Origin of the sequence: Chitinophaga costaii (assembly GCF_900094705.1) — a bacterium.
Lineage (GTDB): Bacteria > Bacteroidota > Bacteroidia > Chitinophagales > Chitinophagaceae > Chitinophaga > Chitinophaga costaii.
The window spans coordinates 673,225-692,122 of the sequence record NZ_FMAR01000001.1 but is presented as its reverse complement, the minus strand read 5'-3'; the positions used below and the strand labels follow the sequence as shown (position 1 = coordinate 692,122).

Here is an 18,898-nt window from a genome sequence, read left to right as displayed (position 1 = left end):
TATAATTCACACAGGGATACCAGTGAGACTTTCCACGTACGGCATTGGCTTATTTTAGGTTGTAAAATACCTGCTGTACGTCTTCATCCTGCTCTAGCCGGTCTACCAGTTCCAATACTTCCTTGGCCTGGTCTTCTGGTAATTCTACGGTGTTAAGCGGAATACGTTTCAGTTCGGAGCTAATGAGTGTAAGGCCTTTATCTTCCAATGCTTTAGACATATTACCAAATTCGCTGAAAGCGGCCCGGATAATAATATTGCCTTCGCTGTCTTCCCCAATTTCTTCCAGTCCGTAATCGATTAGTTCAAGTTCCAGTTCTTCCAGATCCTGTCCTTCGTTTTTCACTTTGAATTCTCCTACCCGGTTAAACATAAAAGCTACGGAGCCACTGTTGCCCAGGCTACCGCCCATTTTATTAAAATGCATGCGTACATTGGCAACGGTGCGTGTGGTATTATCGGTTGCGGTTTCTACCAGTATGGCAATGCCGTGGGGGGCATAGCCTTCATATATCACTTCTTCATAATTGGAAATGTCTTTACCCATAGCGCGCTTGATGGCGGCCTCTACACGATCTTTCGGCATATTTACTGCCTTGGCGTTAAGATAGCAACGGCGCAGGGCGGGGTTATTATCAGGTTCGGGACCTGCGGCTTTTACAGCGATTGCGATTTCCTTTCCTATACGGGTAAATTGCTTTGCCATGCGATCCCAGCGGGCAAACATGGTATGCTTTCTTACTTCAAATATCCTTCCCATTGTATGAATTAAATTAAAATGTGCATTGCCGCCGCAAATGCTTGCGGTTTCAGCAACGCAAAAATATATTGTTTCTGGCAAAGCTAAAAACAAAACGCTCCTGTACCAGCGGGACAGGAGCGTTTTTATGGTAAAAGTTAATTTAGAGCTTGCGAGCCTTACTATGTTTTACACTGTAACCAAAGTAAATGAAGAACCCGATAATAAGCCAGCCAATAAGCCTAAGCCAGTTGGGCAGGCCCAAACCTACCACCATGAGCAGACATACAAAGGCGCCCAAAATTGGAACGAGGGGTACCCAGGGTGTTTTAAAAGCGCGGGGAATTTCTGGGTTCCGTTTACGCATTACAATAATGCCGATACAAACCAGGATAAAGGCAAACAGGGTTCCAATGCTGGTCATGTCACCTACGATGGATTCTGGCAGGAAGGCCGCGAATACGGAAACAAAAGCAAAAAACAGCCACTGCGATTTATAGGGCGTGCGGAACTTGGGATGCAGTTTGGCAAACACCGGCGGTACGAGGCCATCTTTGGCCATAGAAAAGAATACACGGGTTTGGCCCAAAAGCATTACCAGAATTACAGAAGAGAAACCAGCCAGGATGGCGATGGTAACGAAGAGCGACAGCCAGTGGTAACCCGGCATATAAGTATCGATCGTATAGGCCACGGAGGCTTCACTACCGGCAGTTACGAAATCTTTGTAAGGCGCTACCCCTGTCATTACGTGGGAAAACAGGATATATAGTACGGTGCAGATAACCAGCGATACCAGGATACCGATGGGCATAGCCTTTTTAGGATTTTTAGTTTCCTGAGCGGCGGTAGATACGGCATCGAACCCGATAAAGGCGAAGAATACTACGCCTGCACCAGATACTACACCACCCCATCCGTGATTCCAGAATTTCCCGTAGTCTAGTAGCTTATCGCCCCCCATGCTAATGGTACCTGCATCGGCAGGGATCAAGTAAGGAGTATGATTTGCCGGGTTGATGAATTTCCAGCCCAGGCAAATGAACAGGATTACAATAGCTACTTTAACAATTACAATAATGGCATTCACCACTGCAGATTGCTGGATACCGCGGATGAGCAGCATAGAAAGCAAAAAGAGGATTAATACCGCCGGTAAGTTAATGATACCGCTTACGCCGTCTGCAGAGGATTGCAGGGGAGAATGGCACCATTGGTATGGAATAGAAAAGTTGAATAGTGAGACACATAACTTATTAAGGTATTCCGACCAGGAAATTGCTACTGTAGCGGCTCCCAGTGCATATTCCAGCACCAGGTCCCAGCCAATGATCCAGGCAACAAGTTCTCCCAGGGTGGCGTAAGAATAAGTGTAGGCACTTCCCGCTATGGGTATCATAGAAGCAAACTCCGCATAGCAAAGACCTGCAAATGCGCAGCCTACGGCGGCAATGATGAAAGAAATAGTTACCGCAGATCCGGCGTGTTGTCCGGCCGCAGTGGCTGTTCTAACAAACAAACCGGCGCCAATGATGGCACCGATGCCTAGTGCTATAAGCGATCCAGCACTCAGCGTACGTTTTAAACCTTTTTCTGAATTGTCAGCTTCAGACAATAAAAGACTCAGTGGCTTTCTTACAAAAAGTTTGCCCATATTGGTTCTTGTGGTTGATTTAGATTAAGCAGATTAGGTTGCTAAGCAATTTAGAGATCGCCAAATATAACATGTTAACGCCAAATTGTTATCCCTTCTTTTATTTTTTCCGCTGTGACCGGCGATTTTAGCGGGATACCTTATTTTTGAACATCTTTTTGCACAAAGTGCCATAGGTTTCTTCTTCTATCGTTATTCCCGATGGGCTGATTTCCGAAAGGGCGGGAGCAAAATATTATATAACAAATTATTTGCATGAAGCGCCCAAACAGGCTTACCTTATTCATCTTTGGAGCAATGTTGCTTGGTATTTTCACCGGCTGGTTGGTGAGTAATGCCTACCGCACCACATCCCCGGCCACAATTAAGATATTTTCAGATAATATCTCGCTGCTCACGGATATGTTTCTGTTACTGATCAAGATGATTATTGCCCCGCTGGTATTTTCTACCCTGGTAGTGGGGGTGGCCAAACTGGGCGACCTGAAGGCGGTGGGTCGCATTGGAGGGAAAACGATGCTGTGGTTTGTCAGTGCAAGTTTAATTTCTTTGTTCCTCGGAATGGTGCTGGTAAACGTGCTAAAACCCGGTTTATCGCTGAGCCTGCCATTGCCGCCTGTCAATGCAGATGCGGGCGTGGCCCACGAATCTATCTCACTAAAAGTGTTTCTTCACCACCTCATTCCGCACAGTATTATAGACGCTATGGCGACGAATGAGATTTTGCAGATCGTGGTATTTGCATTGTTCTTTGGGGTTGGCGCTGCGGCCATTGGCGAAAAAGCCGCGCCCGTGATCCACTTGCTGGACAGCGTGGCCCACATTATGCTAAAGGTAACAGGCTATGTGATGCATTTTGCCCCATTGGCAGTTTTTGGAGCATTGGCTTCGGTGATTGCCACACAGGGATTATCGGTTTTGTATGTGTACCTGAAATTCATAGCCCAGTTTTACCTGGGGCTGGCGTTACTTTGGTTAGTATTGACGGTGGCGGGGGGGCTGGTACTGCGGGGTGCAATTTTTCCACTGCTGAAACGGATGGCAGGACCGGTGATCATGGCTTTCAGTACGGCCAGCAGCGAAGCAGCTTACCCCGGTACCATGGAACAATTGGAAGCATTTGGCTGTGACAAGAAAATTGTAAGTTTTGTACTGCCCCTAGGCTATTCGTTTAACCTGGATGGCTCCATGATGTATATGACCTTTGCCAGTTTGTTTATTGCACAGGCTTACGGCATCCCGCTTACGCTGGACAGGCAGGTGACCATGCTGCTGGTGCTGATGCTTACTAGCAAGGGTATAGCGGGTGTACCGCGTGCATCGCTGGTAGTGATTGCTGGTACACTGCCTATGTTCCATATTCCAGAAGGAGGGCTTATTTTGCTGCTTGCCATTGATCACCTGCTGGATATGGGCCGCTCTGCTACGAATGTGGTGGGCAACGCAATAGCTGCCGCAGTGGTGTCTAAATGGGAAGGATTGTTGAGACCTTTACCGGCTTCAACCTATAATAATGGAATAGAGCAACGTTAAAAATTTTACATTCGTGGCCCGGCGGATCACTATTCCCGGCGCTGGCAAATTCAAACTTTTTTATATTTTAATTCATGCATCAGATAATAGAATTGTTTAAGGAGTTATTGGACCCGAAGTGGATTATAGGACATGGTGGTTTTTATTTGTTGATCCTGATCATCTTCGCAGAAACTGGCCTGTTTGTGGGCTTTTTCCTGCCAGGCGATTCTTTATTATTTATTGCAGGATTTTATGGGAAAGATATTGTAGACAGTTTGCATGGCACTCCATTGTTCGTGGTAATGGTGTTGGTAGCCCTGGGAGGAGTGTTGGGTAATTATGTGGGGTACTGGTTCGGGCGCAAATCGGGTCCGTTATTATTTAGCCGAAAGGATACCTTCTTTTTTAAGAAAAAACACTTGTACCAGGCAAAAGAATTTTTTGAAAAATATGGTGGCGGTGCCATTTTCCTGGCCCGTTTCTTACCCATTGTGCGCACCTTTGCGCCGATTGTGGCAGGTATTGTGCAGATGGATTCCCGGCGTTTTATGATTTATAATTTACTGGGTTCTTTTAGCTGGGTATTTTCAATGATGTCTATTGGTTATTTCCTGGGTAGGGCCTTCCCTGAGTTGGAACACCGGTTAGACATAATTATTGTCATTTTAATTCTGATCACTACGCTGCCGGTAATTCTGAAGCTGATTTTCGGCAAGACTAAGCCTATAAATCCTTCCTGATCTGTTGATGAAAAATATAACATCGCCGTTCTACGCCCAGTAGAACGGCGTTTTTATTGGGGGGCGCAGGAGAAGAGAATGGAGGCTTTAGTTATAACAATTAACAAATAACAATTATCTTTCACCCTTATTCCATGTTCCGTATTTAAATATTCCACTTATGTCGTCTTCACAACGGGCGCAATCTATCTTTAGTTTAGCCGTAATTGTGGCCTCGCTGGGCTATTTTGTTGACATTTACGACCTACTGCTTTTTACCATCGTACGGGTGCCCAGCCTGAAGTCGCTGGGGCTTTCGCCGGATGATATTGACAATCATACGGGGCTGCTGCTTATTAATGTGCAGATGGCTGGACTGCTGCTGGGCGGCATTCTCTGGGGTATTGTGGGCGACAAAAAAGGAAGGTTGAGTGTATTATTTGGTTCTATTTTGTTGTACTCCATCGCCAACATTGCCAATGGTTTTGTATCCGGTACTACGGGCTACCTGGTGTGGCGTTTCGTGGCGGGCCTGGGTTTGGCGGGTGAGTTGGGGGCGGGTATTACGTTGGTATCGGAGATATTGCCAAAGGAAAAACGCGGTTATGGCACTATGATCGTAGCCACAGTGGGCGTGAGTGGCGCGGTAGCGGCCAATTTCATTTATAAATTTGCCGACCATTTTAAACAGGTGGAAGCTTGGCGGGTATGTTATTTTATAGGCGGTGCATTGGGGCTGGGTTTATTAGTACTGCGGGTAAGTGTATTGGAGTCGGGCATGTTTAACGCTATCAAATCCAGTGATGCCAAGCGGGGTAGTTTTTGGGCCTTATTTACCGATAGGAAACGTTTTATAAAATACCTGCAATGCGTGCTGTTAGGAACTCCCACCTGGTTTGTAATAGGTATATTGATGGCCTTTTCCAACCGTTTCGGTGTAGAACTGCAAGTGCAGTCGCCCATTAACCCGGGCGATGCCGTGGCTTTCTGCTACACTGGATTGGTGATCGGCGATTTTAGCAGTGGTTATATCAGTCAGTTATGGAAAAGCCGGCGTAAGGTGATGCTACTGTTTTTAATTTTAAATGCAGCGTGTGTGGGTATATACCTGAACATGGAAGGAGTGACGGCCACGGCATTTTATACCATGTGCCTTGTGTCGGGCATCAGCGTCGGGTTCTGGGCTATTTTTGTGACCATTGCAGCGGAAAGTTTTGGTACCAATGTGCGGGCTACGGTGGCTACTACAGTGCCCAACTTTGCCCGTGGAATGCTGCTGGCCATTACGGCTTTATTTAAAGGGCTACAAGAAAGTTTCAGTTACCTGCAAAGCGGCGCTATCGTAGCCTGTTTGACCATTGGGGTGGCGCTGCTGGCGGCGTATACGATACCGGAAACATTTGGGAAAGACTTAAATTATACGGAAGAAATTTAAGAGAATTTCTTAATGGTCTTAATGGGAATGATCAATAGCTCCCTAGAAGCTTATCCAACAACTTATTTAATTGTAAGGCTTCCTTTTCTGAAAGGGTAGAGGTCATATCCAATTGTAATTCATCGAACTGTTCATCGATGGCGTCCAATAATTTTAGGCCTTTTTGGGTGATCGCTACAGCTACGGCGCGGCGGTCGGATTCGCAACTTTTCCGGTCTACCAATTCCGCTTTGCGCAATCGCTCCACCAGCCGGGAAACGTCGCTCATCTTATCAAGCATTCGGTCTTTTAACAGGTTGATATTGGCAGTGCCTGGGTGTTGCCCCCGCAGGATGCGCAGGATATTGTATTGTTGCATGGTGATGTCGAAACGTTTGAAAAACTGCTGGTGCTTTGATACAATCCAGTTTCCGACGAAAATAAGGCCGACCATACCCTTGTGGTACTCACTCCTGAAATTCCTTTGCGAAATCAATTTTTCAATGTTTGACATATCCTATTTAGATAAACTTGTGTATAGCCCGCAGCGTTTGCAGTAATACGCTACTGAATTAAAAGGCCGTAATAAAATTACATTATTTTAGCTAACATAAGAATGGCGGTGATTTACACCGCCATTCACTCCTAACCTATGATCCTGTGAACTATCTTATGTTTTAATTATTTACCCTGTACAAATTCCAGGGTCAGGGTAATATTTACAATTTTGTCTACTACCATGCCACCTGCTTCTGTAGCCTTGTCCCATTTCAGGTTGTAATCGAAACGGTTGATGGTGGAAGTAGCTTTAAAACCTGCACGCATGTTGCCCCAGGGATCCTTGGCAGTACCGCCATACACTACGTCAAAAGTTACTTTCTTGGTAACGTCACGAATGGTAAGGTCGCCAACCAGGGTGTATTTGTTTCCACTTACTTTCTTGAAAGCAGTGCTTTTGAAGGTCATGTTCGGGTATTTCTCCACGTTGAAAAATTCGTCTGTTTTCAGGTGTTTATCACGGCCTTCATTGTCGGTGTTGATGCTATTCACATCTACAGAGAAATTGATCTGGGCATCGCTGAAGTCGGGTTTATTTGCAGTAAGGCCACCAGTAAATTTGTTGAAACGTCCTTCAACAGAGGAAATTACCAAGTGGGTAACGTCAAATTTTACGGCAGAATGGGCTGGATCCAGTGTCCAGGTATTGGTTTGTGCAAACAGGGCCAGGGGTGCCAAGGCCAGTAAAGAAAATAATAATTTTTTCATGGAGTGTTTTTTTAACGTAGCAAAGATAAATGAAAATATATGTTATAACATCTAATTTTATATGCTCATGACGGTATTTTTACAATTATTGGGCCAGGAGGAAAGGCGCTATGATATAAAACCGGCCATGGAAGTATGGAAGGGTAAGGCTGTTTGAATTAAACGGTTAAAGAAAAATTCGGGAATGATAACGCCCAGTAAAATATCTTTTCGTGGAAATTTAAGCGTTTACGCGTTTCATTTGATCTAATACGTCCATTACTTCTTTTACGTGTAAAGCAGATTCGTTAAGCAGGGTCTTTTCTTCCTGGTTCAGTTGTAATTCTATAATTTTTTCTATGCCATTTTTGCCCAGCACTACGGGTACACCAAGGTAAATGTCTTTAAAACCATATTCTCCGGTAAGCCAGGCACAGCAAGGGAAAATGCGTTTTTCATCCTTAAGAATGGCTTCCACCATTTGGGCGGCTGCGGCACCAGGGGCGTACCAGGCAGAGGTACCCAGCAGGTTTACTATTTCACCACCACCCACTTTAGTGCGTTGGATAATAGCAGTTAATTTGTCCGGAGTTATTAGTTCGGTAACGGGAATGCCGCTCACGGTAGTGTAGCGGGGCAGCGGCACCATAGTGTCGCCATGGCCACCCATCAGGATGGCCTGAATGTCTTTGGGAGAGCATCCGATCTCATCGGCCAGGAAGGCGCGATAACGGGCGGTGTCCAGGATGCCGGCCATGCCGAATACCTTTTTACTGTCTTTTTTGGCAGCGAGGTAAGCGCAATAGGTCATCACGTCGAGGGGGTTGCTCACAACGATGATCACGGCATGGGGTGAATACTGGGCAATGCTTTCGGTAACGGATTTTACAATGTTGGCATTGGTGGAGATAAGGTCGTCCCTGCTCATACCGGGTTTACGGGGCAGGCCGGAGGTGATAACCACTACGTCGCTATCAGCGGTTTTGCTGTAATCATTGGTAATGCCGGTTACTTTGGTGCTGTAATAATCGATGGGGGCTTGTTGCCAGGAGTCGAGCGACTTGCCTTCGGCGGTACCTTCTTTGATATCCAATAAAACCACTTCCTGTAAAAAATCCCGATGAGCAAGGACATTGGCGCATGTGGCACCTACATTGCCCGCTCCTACAACGGTTACTTTCATGTATCCATGATTTTGAGGTGAGATAATTAAAGGTCTTATATCAAAAGTAGGCTAAATAAGGCGAATGAGGTGTCGGGCCTTCGCTCCAATACATGGCTCCGGTAAGCCGGGCATTTCCTGCACCTTCGTGGAATGGGGCGGTGCAGGAACGCAGGGGTATACAGTTTGCTTATTTAAGATAAGCAGTCAGAGAATCCAGTCTTGCAGTGCCTTCCCAGCCTTTCACAAACTGTCCTTTTTTGTTGTAAATATAGAGGCCTGGGAAGTAATGCAGGTCATAGAAATACATGATCTGCCGGGTAGCTTCGCTGGCCATTATAATATTTGGGTAATTTTTTATTTTATAGGTATTATAATAATCCTTCATCAGTTCAGGTTGGAAGGGAGTTATCATAAGTATCTGGATGTTTTTAAACTTATCGATGTTTTTTTCAATTTCTTCGGTCATGTGTTTGCAGTGTTCACATTCCACACTGAAAATAAAAACAAGGGTCTGAACATTTTTTTTCAGATCGTTTTTAGTGATTTTGTGGCCATCCACTAAGGTAAGTGGGAATGCAGGGATCACGGGATATTGTTTGTAAGCAGGCTGGCTTGCTCCCGCTTCCTGTGCCTGAGCGGAAAAGCCGAACATAACGAGGCAAATGCAGAGGACCATCAAATGACGCATCATAACTATCGAAATTATTTTTGTAGATGGATAAAGTTAAGTGCCGGGCCTCATTCCGGGAAATAATTTTAGTTAAAACTAGTTGAGTGGTAAAAATAAAACGGGTGCTAGTGTTGGATTTGTAGTAATTCCCGGATATTTACGGCCAAAAGGCGCAAATTTCCTTCATTTTTGGTCAAAATGACCGTAAAATAGTGTTCGTTCATATTCTAAAATTTTTACTTTTGCAGTCCTAATGCAAATTTCTAACTTTAAACAGTAACCTAATTTATGGCTACAACTGCAGATATCAGGACAGGATTAATTATTAAGTTGGAAAACAGCTTATATTCTGTTGTAGAATTTGGTCAAAACAAAACCGCCCGCGCGGCCGCGAAAGTATGGGCCAAATTAAAAGGGGTTGACAATAGCCGTTCTATTGAACATACTTGGAACTCTGGCGATACCATCTTCCCGGTACGCGTAGAAAGAAAGGCGTTCCAGTTTTTATACAAAGACGATTCCGGTTATAACTTTATGGATAATGAAACTTTCGAACAAATGGCCCTACCCGAAACGATGGTAGATGCGCCACAGTTCCTGAAAGACGGCCAGGAGGTTTCTATGCTAATTAACACGGAAACAGATCAACCCATGAGCGTTGAGCTGCCAGACAAAATTGTTATGCAGATCACCTATTCTGAGCCAGGTCTGAAGGGCGATACTGCCACCCGCACACTCAAAGCCGCTACCGTGGAAACCGGTGCTACTGTAATGGTGCCACTGTTTGTGGAAGAAGGTGAATTGATCCGCGTAAATACTAAAACGGGTGAATACATAGAGCGCGTAAAGGAAAAATAAAATAAGCCGCCATGCTGCATCACCCAGGTCAAAGGTGTTTTAAGCGTCTGTAAGGCGGGGTTACCATATCGTCACAAACACATTTTACTAAAACCAAAAACTCTTTACATGGATTTTAAACAGATCCAGGAACTGATCAAGGTTATTAACAAATCCAACATCAGCGAACTGAGCATTGAGCAGGAAGCATTTAAGATCACTATAAAACAGAAGGACAATGAAATACAGCAGGTGTATGCTGTGCCAGCTCCCGTTCCTGTACCAGTGGCCGCCGCGCAGGTAGCCGCTGCAGCCGCTCCCGCTGCTCCGGCCATTCCAGCCGCAGCCAAAGCGGATAACCTGGTGACTATCAAATCACCCATGATCGGTACTTTTTACCGCAGCGGCGGCCCCGACAAGCCACCGTTCGTGAACGTAGGCGATGAGGTTAATTCCGGCAAAGTGGTTTGTATCATCGAAGCGATGAAACTGTTTAATGAAATTGAAAGTGAAGTAAGTGGAAAGATCGTGAAAGTGCTGGTGGAGGACGCTTCCCCAGTAGAATATGATCAACCGCTGTTTTTAGTAGAACCATAAGATGTTATAGTCGGAAGACGAGAAAATGGAAAGTCGGGTTACACTCACTTTCCATTTTGCTTCTTCCGGCTTTTTTATTTCTTTAACCTAGCGAAAAACGATGTTTAAAAAAATACTGATTGCCAATCGTGGTGAGATTGCCCTGCGCATTATACGTACCTGTAAAGAAATGGGCATTAAAACGGTGGCTGTTTACAGCACGGCCGATAAAGACAGCTTACACGTGAAGTTCGCCGACGAAGCAGTTTGCATTGGCAAACCGGCCAGCAGCGAATCTTACCTGAATATACCTCACCTCATGGCTGCTGCAGAAATTACCAATGCAGATGCCATTCATCCTGGTTATGGTTTCCTGGCCGAAAATGCCCGCTTCGCGGAAATTTGCGGGGAGCATGGTATCAAGTTCATCGGACCCACTCCGGAAATGATCCGCAAAATGGGGGATAAGATGACGGCCAAAGAAACCATGATCTCAGCCGGCGTACCAGTGATACCTGGTTCTGAAGGATTGTTGTCCAGCGTGGAAGAAGCCAAGAACCTGGCCAATGGTATGGGGTATCCCGTGATCATTAAGGCTACCGCCGGTGGCGGTGGTAAAGGTATGCGCGTGGTATGGGCGGAGAGTGAGGTAGAAAATGCTTACACGATGGCTAAGAATGAGGCCCGCGCCTCTTTCTCCAACGACGGCATCTACATGGAAAAATTCGTAGAAGAGCCTCGCCATATAGAAATACAGGTGGCCGGCGACCAATATGGTAAGGTATGCCACCTCAGTGAGCGCGACTGCTCTATTCAGCGCCGACACCAGAAGCTGGTAGAAGAATCGCCCTCACCCTTCATGACGCCCGAGCTGCGCGATAAAATGGGAGAAGCTGCCATTAAAGCCGCTGCCGCCATTAACTACGAAAGTGTAGGCACCATCGAGTTCCTGGTAGACAAACACCGTAACTTCTACTTCATGGAGATGAACACCCGTATCCAGGTAGAACACGGCGTTACGGAAGAAGTGATTAACTTCGACCTGATTAAGGAACAGATAAAAATTGCTGCTGGCATTCCCATCTCCGGCAAAAATTATACACCCGTTATGCACGCCATTGAGTGCCGCATTAACGCGGAAGATCCGTATAACGATTTCCGTCCATCCCCTGGCCGTATCAACGTATTGCACATCCCTGGCGGGCATGGCGTGCGCGTGGATTCACACATTTACGCAGGTTATGTGATTCCGCCATATTACGATTCTATGGTGGCAAAAATCATTACCATGGCCCAAACCCGTGAAGAAGCCATTAATACTATGGAGCGGGCACTGAGTGAATTTGTGATCGAAGGGGTGAAAACCACCATCCCATTCCATCAGCAACTGATGCGTAATGAAGATTTCCGCAATGGTGATTTTACGACCAAGTTTACGGAAACGTTTAAGCTGGTGTAGGAATATGAAATCAATGAAAAGGGCCGCAGCACATGTGTTGCGGCCCTTCTTTTTAGTATGAAAGCAAAAACGGCCTGCAAGGAATTGCAAGCCGTTATAAAAAACGCTATCTAAATTTAAACCAAAATTCGTTATTGCTTATCGTCGTCAATCGGATGGTGATGGCCCATACCACGACGCATTTCCTGTTGGTGTTGCTGCCATTTAGCAAATTGTTCCGGGGTGAGTATGGCCTGTACTTTTGAATCGTACTGGGTTTTCAGTGCCTGGAACTGGGTGCGCCGGGCAGCAGAATCGCCAGTGCCGCGCAGGGATTGGGCATTTTTAAAGAAATCCTGGGTAGCGGCGCTAAGCTGTTTACTTTGATCATCGTTAAGTCCCAGGTCTTGTTTGATCCTTTCATTCATTTTACCAAAATCGGGGCGGGGGCTGTCAAAGCCGGGTGCGCCGGGGCCGCCGGGCCGCATGTGAGAACGCATTTCTTGTTCGTGTTGCTGCCATTTGGCATATTGATCTGCATTAAGAATGCCTTTTACGGTGGATTCATAATTGGTTCTTAACGTCTGAAACTGTGTACGGCGGGTAGCGGAATCGCTGCTGGCACTGTTTTTATGCAGCTCGCCCATGTGTTTAAAAAAATCTTTGTTGGCAGTAGCCAGTTGTTGGCTCTGGGTATCCGTGAGGCCCAGCTCTTCCTTCATTTTTTCCTGCATTTGGCCAAAATCGTGACGGTGATCGCCAGGACCACCAGGGCCACCAGTGCCATCAGGGCCACCAGGACCACCAGGACCACCAGGGTGCATGCCCGGTTTATGCTTGCTCATATCCTGTTGCCATTGGGCATATTGGTCTGCGGAGAGTACCGCTTTAACCTTGTTCTGGTGATCTGCCTCCAGCGCGTCGAATTTCGTTTTACGGTCGGCTTTGCTCAATGAACTGTCCGTCCTTAAGGCATGGGCTGCGGTAAAGAAATCTTTATTGATTGCTTTCAATTGTTCGTGCTGGCTGTTACTCAGGTGCAGATCGGTCATGCGGTGGTCGCCGCGGCCCTGGTGTGTGTGCGTACTGTCTTGTGCGGTAGCCGCGGTAGCCAGTGATACACAAAGGGCGAGGGTGAATAATGTTTTCATGGTCGAATTTTTGTTTTGTGTAAGTAAGACCGGCTTAAGGGGGTCCGGTTTAAGGACGGTAAAATAGCTTAACAATCTTTAACAGTGAATGCTGGCAGGCGGGAGTGGAGGAGCTCCAACAACAAAAAAGCCCCCGATGAAAATCGGGGGCTAAATCATACACCAAAACAATCTTACGGTTTTTTATCGCAAGAAAAGGAGTTCGCGGTATTTCGGTAAAGTCCAGTTGCTGTCGTCCACCAGGAATTCCAGTTTGTCAGCGTGGTAACGGATTACGTCAAAATACGGTTTTATCTTATCGCAGTAATCAATGGCTTTCTGCCGGCTGTCTGTCAGCTTATTCGCAGCTTTGCGGGCTTCGATCAGTTTCTGCACATTATCAGAGATTACATTTACGTGTTCAGCAATTTTGCCTACAATCTGTTTCTGGGCTACGTAGCTTTCTTCACCCAGGCCAATGGATTTCAGGCCACTGATGTTGGTGATAAGCTGGTTCATGTAGCGGATGGCGGAAGGCAAGATCACATTGGTAGCCAGGTCGCCAATTACGCGGGCTTCGATCTGTACCTTTTTCACGTAATCTTCCAGGAGGATTTCATGACGGGCGTGCAGTTCTTTGGCGTTGTAAATACCGGTGCTGATGAACAGTTCAGCATTCTTTTTATTCACAAAAGCGTCCAGCGCGGTGGGCGTGGTTTTGATATTTTCCAGTCCTCTTCTTGCTGCTTCTTTTTCCCATTCTTCGCTATAACCGTCGCCTTCGAAAAGGATCTTTTCAGATTCAACGATGTATTTGCGCAAGGTTTGCATAATGGCGATCTCTTTTTTCTCGCCTTTTTCGATCAGGCTGTCTACTTCTTTTTTGAAGTTAGTCAGGGTTTTGGCCACAATAGCGTTCAGCGTGGTCATAGCGGAGGCGCAGTTGGCGGAAGATCCTACGGCGCGGAACTCAAACTTGTTGCCGGTGAAAGCAAAAGGAGAGGTACGGTTACGGTCGGTATTATCCAGCAGCAGTTCCGGAATGTGACGGTGCAGGTCCAGTTTCAGGATAGCTTCATCTTGTTCGTCGAATTTGTTGCTCACGCGGGTTTTCACTTCCTGCAGTACTTCGGTCAGGTATTTACCGGTGAAGATGGAAATGATAGCTGGAGGTGCTTCATTGGCACCCAAGCGGAAATCGTTGCTTGGAGAGGCAATAGATGCGCGCATCAGATCTGCATGGTCGTGTACTGCTTTGATGGTGTTCACAAAGAAGGTCAGGAACATCAGGTTAGTCTTCGGCGTTTTACCGGGTGCCAGCAAGTTAACGCCGGTATCGGTAGCCATAGACCAGTTATTGTGTTTGCCAGAACCGTTGATGCCGGCAAATGGTTTTTCGTGCAGCAGGCATTTCAGGCGGTGACGTTTGGCCACTTTATTCATGATATCCATCAGCATGGAGTTGTGGTCCACAGCGATGTTCACTTCTTCAAAAATGGGTGCGCATTCAAACTGGGAAGGCGCCACTTCATTGTGACGGGTTCTCAGGGGAATGCCCAGTTTGTAAGATTCTTCTTCGAAATCGCGCATAAAGGCATATGCTCTTTCGGGGATAGAACCGAAGTAGTGGTCTTCCAGTTGCTGGCCTTTGGCGGGCGCATGCCCTACCAGCGTGCGGCCGGTCATTACCAGGTCGGGGCGGGCATTGGCCAGGGTTTCATCTACCAGGAAATATTCCTGTTCCCAACCCAGGGTGGCAGTTACTTTTGTAACGTTTTTATCGAAATAGTTGCACACGTCTACAGCAGCTTTGTCAAGGGCAGACAGGGCTTTCAGCAGGGGTGCTTTGTAGTCCAGTGATTCACCGGTATATGCCACGAAAATGGTGGGAATACAAAGGGTTTTCCCGGCCCCCTGTTCAATGATGAAGGCAGGAGAAGAAGGGTCCCAGGCAGTATAACCGCGTGCTTCAAAAGTAGCGCGGATGCCACCATTGGGGAAAGAAGATGCATCGGGTTCCTGTTGTACCAACGCGTCGCCGTCGAAGGTTTCCAGTGCGGTGCCGTCGCTTTTCAGGGTAAAGAAAGAATCATGCTTTTCCGCGGTGGTGCCGGTAAGGGGCTGAAACCAGTGGGTGTAGTGGGTAACACCTTTCTTCATGGCCCAGGATTTCAAACCGGAAGCAATTTGATCGGCCATTTTACGCTCAATCTTATTGCCCCCTTTAATGGAATTCATCAGGCTTTTATAAGCTTCATCGCTCAGGTATTCGCGCATTACTTTGCCGGAGAAAACATTGCTACCGAAAACTTCTGTGATCTTATTGGTGTGTTCAGCACCACTTATCGTTGGATCTACACCGGCCAGGTGGCCCAATGCAGAAAAGCGTAATGATTGCATAGTGTGATAAATTTTTGGCAAAAGAACAATTCCTACGCTTTATATGCAAGAATTACGTAGTTTATTTCTAAAAAATTACACGGAGCTGCCAAAAGACATCTGTTTTTTAATTTTTGAATAAAAATGTGGCGATGAAACCGCTATTATATATTGAATTTAAAAAAACTGAATATGATTGGGTAAAAGATGCGGATGTTACCTAAAAAATGAATATGAACAAAAAAAACATTGCTAATCAGTGGATTTTATGACGTCGCTCATATTTTTATAATATAGGGGCTTATAAGTTGTCAGGCTCATCATTGATTATTTAGGCGGTCAGATTTGCTGGCATTACCGCTGAATATTTTATAAAAACCGGGTAAAATCAGTACTTATAGCTTCATTTTTTGCCTTTATACAGTGAAATTCTGTAGTCTTACTTAAGTATTGCTATGATACTTCTTATATTATTCTCACCATTGCTTGCAGCACAATTTTTATCTGTTATGCCTGCAAATCATCTTTGTAATGACCGGGGAACCGGGCTGGTGGCGTGGAAACCAAGCCGCCAGCTAAATGACGCTCGCCGGCAATAGTATGATGGCTTGTAAAAAGCCAGGCTTTAACGAGTTGAATTCTTTAAAAAGGCATACTTTTGCGCATCTTTTTAATCACTTGTTCCAATATATTTTATTGCATGCAAATTACCGTTGAAACTGCAGAACAGTTAGGTCTTACCGCAGATGAATTTGAAAGGATTCAATCAATTTTGGGCCGCACCCCCAACTTTACGGAGCTGAGTATGTACTCGGTGATGTGGAGTGAACATTGCAGCTACAAAAACTCCATTGTATGGTTGAAAACTCTACCCCGTGATGGTAACCGCCTGTTGGTGAAGGCCGGGGAAGAAAATGCGGGGCTGGTGGATATTGGTGATGGTTATGCCTGTGTGTTCAAAATTGAATCGCACAACCACCCTTCTGCTATTGAGCCTTTTCAGGGTGCAGCCACTGGTGTAGGAGGCATTCACCGCGATATTTTTACCATGGGCGCACGCCCCATTGCAGCCTTAAACTCTCTGCGCTTTGGTAATATAAAAGATAAGAAAACACAACACCTTTTAAAAGGTATAGTCCATGGTATTGGTCACTATGGCAATTGCTTTGGTGTACCAACGGTAGGTGGCGAAACCTATTTTGAAAATACTTATAGCACCAATCCGCTGGTAAATGCATTCAGTGCAGGTATTGTTAAAGTGGGCGAAACGGTTTCTGCCACCTCTTACGGGGAGGGCAATCCGGTGTTCATTGTTGGTTCTGCCACTGGTAAGGATGGCATAGGAGGCGCTGCATTTGCTTCTGCCAATATCACGGAAGATAGTGCGGAAGACTTGCCAGCGGTGCAGGTGGGCGACCCTTTCCAGGAAAAGAAATTGCTGGAAGCCTGTTTAGAAGTGATCAAAACCGGCGGCATCATTGGCATGCAGGATATGGGCGCAGCTGGTATTACCTGCTCCACTGCCGAAATGAGCGCCAAGGGCGAACATGGCATGCGCATCCAACTGGACAAGGTACCTACCCGCCAGGAAAACATGAAAGCTTGGGAAATGCTGCTCAGCGAAAGCCAGGAGCGTATGCTGATCGTGGTGGAAAAAGGCAAAGAAGCTGCCATTCTCCAGGTTTTTGATAAATGGGACTTGCACTGCATACAAATAGGCGAAGTAACTAAAAGTAAGAATTTGCAATTCTACATGGGCGATGTGCTGGAAGCAGATGTGCCGGCAGAAAGCCTGGTGCTGGGCGGCGGCGCTCCCCAATACCACCGGGCTTACACTGAGCCAGCTTATTTTCAGAAAATCAAACAATTTGATATCCTCGGCATTGCCGATACCCTGTCGCCAAAATTTGTGGCGGAACGCCTGGTGCAGTTGCCTAACATTGCCTCTAAACGCTGGATTTATAATCAGTACGACAGCATGGTAGGTACTGCCAATGCTAGTACCAATGCACCCAGTGATGCGGCCATTGTACTAGTGAAAGGCACCCAGAAAGCGCTGGCTCTCACGGTAGACTGCAACAGCCGTTACGTATATGCCGATCCGCAAATTGGTGCACAAATAGCCGTGGCTGAAGCCGCCCGCAATATTGTATGCAGTGGTGGCGAGCCGGTAGCTATCACCAATTGCCTGAACTTCGGCAATCCATACGATCCAGAATATTACTACCAGTTTGTATACGCTATTAAAGGTATGAGCGATGCCTGCAGAAAGTTTAATACCCCGGTGACCGGTGGTAATGTAAGTTTCTATAACCAGAGTCCCGAAGGTGCCGTGTACCCTACGCCTACCATCGGTATGCTGGGTTTGCTGGACAATATAGACCAGCGTCTCACCCTGGGCTTCCGGGAGGAGGGGCATGTGTTGTACCTGGTAGGTCGCAGCCGAAATGATATCAGTAGCTCTGAATATTTACATAAACTGATTGGCATTGAGTTTAGTCCTACCCCTCATTTTAACCTGGATGAAGAATTTCAGCTTCAGCATGCTATATCCCGGTTAAATAAGGCAGGATTATTACAATCTGCCCACGACGTGAGTGAGGGTGGCCTTTTTGTTACGTTGCTGGAAAGTGCTATGGTAAATAACCTGGGCTTTACAGTGCATACCAACGACAACTTCCGTACAGACGCTTACTTGTTTGGAGAGAGCCAGAGCCGCGTGGTAGTGAGTGTGCGCCCGGAAGACCAGGAAAAATTTGAAGCCTTGCTCCATGGCTTGGTAGACGCTACCGACCATTCAGTGCGATATGAAAAGATAGGCCTGGTTTCTGGAGATAATATCGTGATTGATAACGAAGATTGGGGAGCAGTTGCTACCTGGAAACATGCTTATGACACCGCAATTGAAAATGAGCTGAAATAATAGAAGTGCAGACCATTCGGGTGTGCATAAATAATGTAAGGCCGGCAATACTACTTGCCGGCTTTACGCGTTTTAGGGATATAGCTTATGGGTTTCTCCGACCCTTGTTAATTTAAATGATGGTCTTTATGCCCAATATCGCTGATATACCTACTAAATAACACGGGCGTAGTACGAATCTTATAAATACTAATGAGATCTTAACTATAAGATAGTCTCCGGCGTACATTTTGTTAATAACTGTTAACAAAAACTATCTTTTTTTAAAGAATTATGATTTGCTAAATCCTCATTCACAGCGGGTTTTGAGATGGGGCATTACATAAAAAAAACAAATGTTAAGGTTTGCTAACGCTCATTAACAACTCATTAACAAAATCCCATGTTCGTGTGATGATGATGCTCCTCACTTCCTTTACTTTTGATATATCGAACAAGACAAATAACGTTTATAGGGAATGCATTAAAAGTCCTTTTAAACCTTAAAATATTTA

The 18,898-nt window shown here is 46.0% G+C and carries 15 protein-coding genes; 7 read left to right on the top strand and 8 right to left on the bottom strand.

The annotated features are described in order from the left end of the window. Positions 1–49 precede the first annotated feature (49 nt). Positions 50–760, bottom strand: a complete 711-nt coding sequence (locus GA0116948_RS02600; RefSeq protein ID WP_089708684.1) for a YebC/PmpR family DNA-binding transcriptional regulator — start codon at positions 758–760, stop codon at positions 50–52. Positions 761–902: 142 nt separating this feature from the next. Then, on the bottom strand, positions 903–2,393 hold the full coding sequence (locus GA0116948_RS02595; RefSeq protein ID WP_089708682.1) for an amino acid permease: 1,491 nt from the start codon (positions 2,391–2,393) through the stop codon (positions 903–905). 255 nt (positions 2,394–2,648) lie between these two features. Between GA0116948_RS02595 and GA0116948_RS02590 the strand changes: the two genes are divergently transcribed. The 3 genes from GA0116948_RS02590 (at position 2,649) to GA0116948_RS02580 (ending at position 6,062) form a co-directional block, all read left to right on the top strand. After that, positions 2,649–3,926, top strand: coding sequence for a dicarboxylate/amino acid:cation symporter (locus GA0116948_RS02590; protein WP_089708680.1), 1,278 nt, complete (start codon positions 2,649–2,651; stop codon positions 3,924–3,926). Positions 3,927–4,000: 74 nt separating this feature from the next. Then, complete coding sequence (locus GA0116948_RS02585) at positions 4,001–4,648, top strand: DedA family protein (RefSeq protein ID WP_089708677.1); 648 nt, start codon at positions 4,001–4,003, stop codon at positions 4,646–4,648. 160 nt (positions 4,649–4,808) lie between these two features. Continuing rightward, positions 4,809–6,062 (top strand): MFS transporter, encoded by a 1,254-nt coding sequence (locus GA0116948_RS02580; RefSeq protein ID WP_170876064.1) that lies wholly within the window; start codon positions 4,809–4,811, stop codon positions 6,060–6,062. Positions 6,063–6,093: 31 nt separating this feature from the next. On the opposite strand, the gene GA0116948_RS02575 is transcribed toward GA0116948_RS02580, so the two are convergent. The 4 genes from GA0116948_RS02575 to GA0116948_RS02560 form a co-directional block, all read right to left on the bottom strand. Beyond that, positions 6,094–6,495: a MarR family winged helix-turn-helix transcriptional regulator gene (locus GA0116948_RS02575; protein WP_240619117.1), complete on the bottom strand. Its 402-nt coding sequence runs from the start codon at positions 6,493–6,495 to the stop codon at positions 6,094–6,096. 227 nt (positions 6,496–6,722) lie between these two features. Next, positions 6,723–7,307 carry a YceI family protein gene (locus GA0116948_RS02570; RefSeq protein WP_089708670.1) on the bottom strand — a complete coding sequence of 195 codons (585 nt, stop codon included), beginning with the start codon at positions 7,305–7,307 and terminating at the stop codon, positions 6,723–6,725. A 220-nt stretch (positions 7,308–7,527) separates the two neighbouring features. Beyond that, complete coding sequence (mdh, locus tag GA0116948_RS02565; protein ID WP_089708668.1) at positions 7,528–8,469, bottom strand: malate dehydrogenase; 942 nt, start codon at positions 8,467–8,469, stop codon at positions 7,528–7,530. Positions 8,470–8,638: 169 nt separating this feature from the next. Then, positions 8,639–9,142, bottom strand: a complete 504-nt coding sequence (locus GA0116948_RS02560; RefSeq protein ID WP_089708666.1) for a TlpA family protein disulfide reductase — start codon at positions 9,140–9,142, stop codon at positions 8,639–8,641. A gap of 267 nt (positions 9,143–9,409) precedes the next feature. On the opposite strand from GA0116948_RS02560, the gene efp reads away from it, so the two are divergent. The 3 genes from efp to accC all read left to right on the top strand — a co-directional run bounded on the left by efp (position 9,410) and on the right by accC (position 11,993). Next, entirely contained in the window at positions 9,410–9,979 is a 570-nt protein-coding gene (gene efp, locus GA0116948_RS02555) for an elongation factor P (protein ID WP_089708664.1), read from the top strand. A gap of 108 nt (positions 9,980–10,087) precedes the next feature. Further along, a complete protein-coding gene (gene accB, locus GA0116948_RS02550; RefSeq protein WP_089708662.1) occupies positions 10,088–10,555 on the top strand; it encodes an acetyl-CoA carboxylase biotin carboxyl carrier protein in 468 nt (155 codons plus the stop codon). 100 nt (positions 10,556–10,655) lie between these two features. Continuing rightward, complete coding sequence (gene accC, locus GA0116948_RS02545) at positions 10,656–11,993, top strand: acetyl-CoA carboxylase biotin carboxylase subunit (protein WP_089708660.1); 1,338 nt, start codon at positions 10,656–10,658, stop codon at positions 11,991–11,993. 131 nt (positions 11,994–12,124) lie between these two features. On the opposite strand, the gene GA0116948_RS21400 is transcribed toward accC, so the two are convergent. Together GA0116948_RS21400 and GA0116948_RS02535 are read right to left on the bottom strand one after the other, a co-directional pair. After that, positions 12,125–13,123, bottom strand: a complete 999-nt coding sequence (locus GA0116948_RS21400; protein WP_089708658.1) for a hypothetical protein — start codon at positions 13,121–13,123, stop codon at positions 12,125–12,127. Between the two features lie 183 nt (positions 13,124–13,306). Continuing rightward, entirely contained in the window at positions 13,307–15,502 is a 2,196-nt protein-coding gene (locus GA0116948_RS02535) for a glutamine synthetase III family protein (RefSeq protein WP_089708656.1), read from the bottom strand. Positions 15,503–16,181: 679 nt separating this feature from the next. Here GA0116948_RS02535 and purL point away from each other — a divergent pair. Then, positions 16,182–18,404 (top strand): phosphoribosylformylglycinamidine synthase subunit PurL, encoded by a 2,223-nt coding sequence (gene purL, locus GA0116948_RS02530; RefSeq protein ID WP_089708654.1) that lies wholly within the window; start codon positions 16,182–16,184, stop codon positions 18,402–18,404. Positions 18,405–18,898: the final 494 nt, after the last annotated feature.

Excerpts from the sequence above, each read along its gene's own strand:
- GA0116948_RS02600 (WP_089708684.1), bottom strand. The coding sequence starts at position 760 with ATGGGAAGGATATTTGAAGTAAGAAAGCATACCATGTTTGCCCGCTGG.
- GA0116948_RS02595 (WP_089708682.1), bottom strand. The coding sequence starts at position 2,393 with ATGGGCAAACTTTTTGTAAGAAAGCCACTGAGTCTTTTATTGTCTGAA.
- GA0116948_RS02590 (WP_089708680.1), top strand. The coding sequence starts at position 2,649 with ATGAAGCGCCCAAACAGGCTTACCTTATTCATCTTTGGAGCAATGTTG.
- GA0116948_RS02585 (WP_089708677.1), top strand. The coding sequence starts at position 4,001 with ATGCATCAGATAATAGAATTGTTTAAGGAGTTATTGGACCCGAAGTGG.
- GA0116948_RS02580 (WP_170876064.1), top strand. The coding sequence starts at position 4,809 with ATGTCGTCTTCACAACGGGCGCAATCTATCTTTAGTTTAGCCGTAATT.
- GA0116948_RS02575 (WP_240619117.1), bottom strand. The coding sequence starts at position 6,495 with ATGGTCGGCCTTATTTTCGTCGGAAACTGGATTGTATCAAAGCACCAG.
- GA0116948_RS02570 (WP_089708670.1), bottom strand. The coding sequence starts at position 7,307 with ATGAAAAAATTATTATTTTCTTTACTGGCCTTGGCACCCCTGGCCCTG.
- mdh (WP_089708668.1), bottom strand. The coding sequence starts at position 8,469 with ATGAAAGTAACCGTTGTAGGAGCGGGCAATGTAGGTGCCACATGCGCC.
- GA0116948_RS02560 (WP_089708666.1), bottom strand. The coding sequence starts at position 9,142 with ATGATGCGTCATTTGATGGTCCTCTGCATTTGCCTCGTTATGTTCGGC.
- efp (WP_089708664.1), top strand. The coding sequence starts at position 9,410 with ATGGCTACAACTGCAGATATCAGGACAGGATTAATTATTAAGTTGGAA.
- accB (WP_089708662.1), top strand. The coding sequence starts at position 10,088 with ATGGATTTTAAACAGATCCAGGAACTGATCAAGGTTATTAACAAATCC.
- accC (WP_089708660.1), top strand. The coding sequence starts at position 10,656 with ATGTTTAAAAAAATACTGATTGCCAATCGTGGTGAGATTGCCCTGCGC.
- GA0116948_RS21400 (WP_089708658.1), bottom strand. The coding sequence starts at position 13,123 with ATGAAAACATTATTCACCCTCGCCCTTTGTGTATCACTGGCTACCGCG.
- GA0116948_RS02535 (WP_089708656.1), bottom strand. The coding sequence starts at position 15,502 with ATGCAATCATTACGCTTTTCTGCATTGGGCCACCTGGCCGGTGTAGAT.
- purL (WP_089708654.1), top strand. The coding sequence starts at position 16,182 with ATGCAAATTACCGTTGAAACTGCAGAACAGTTAGGTCTTACCGCAGAT.